The following is a 529-nucleotide window of genomic DNA, read 5'->3' as shown; positions in this document are numbered from 1 at the left end:
GGCTGAACGCCCCAACCAAAAGTGGGTCACCGACGTCACGGAGTTCAATGTCCGAGGCGAAAAGCTCTACCTGTCTCCCGTGATGGATCTCTACAATGGGGAAATTGTGTCCTACACAATGCAGAAACGGCCAGCGTTCTCACTGGTAGGGGAGATGCTGAACAAAGCCTTGGCCAAGCTGGCCGACCAAAGCGCGCCGCTACTGCATTCCGACCAAGGTTGGCAATATCAGATGCCTGCTTACCGGCGCAAGCTTGCCCAGTATGGCGTGATCCAGAGCATGTCACGCAAGGGAAATTGCCTGGACAATGCCGCGATCGAGAGTTTCTTCGGGACGCTAAAGTCTGAATATTTCTACCTAAACCGGTTTGACAATGTTAATCAGTTACAGGCGGGCATCCGGCACTATATCCATTACTACAACCACGAGCGTATTAAGACCAAACTAAAAGGCCTGAGTCCGGTGCAGTACCGGAATCAGGCCTTGGCCGCTTAGTTGTTCACTGTCCAAGTTTATGGGGTCAGTTCA

Annotated in this window: 1 protein-coding gene; it reads left to right on the top strand. The window is 52.2% G+C overall.

Annotation, left to right across the window (positions count from 1 at the left end; translation table 11 throughout):
• Positions 1-496 (top strand): IS3 family transposase (locus A6R74_RS12935; RefSeq protein WP_121499402.1); only part of this gene is annotated, 496 nt, incomplete at its 5' end.
• Positions 497-529: the final 33 nt, after the last annotated feature.

It is taken from the genome of Halomonas sp. ALS9 (genome assembly GCF_001651035.1).
Classification (GTDB): domain Bacteria; phylum Pseudomonadota; class Gammaproteobacteria; order Pseudomonadales; family Halomonadaceae; genus Vreelandella.
Note: the sequence above shows the minus strand (reverse complement) of the source record. Positions and strands in the feature narration are given on the sequence as shown.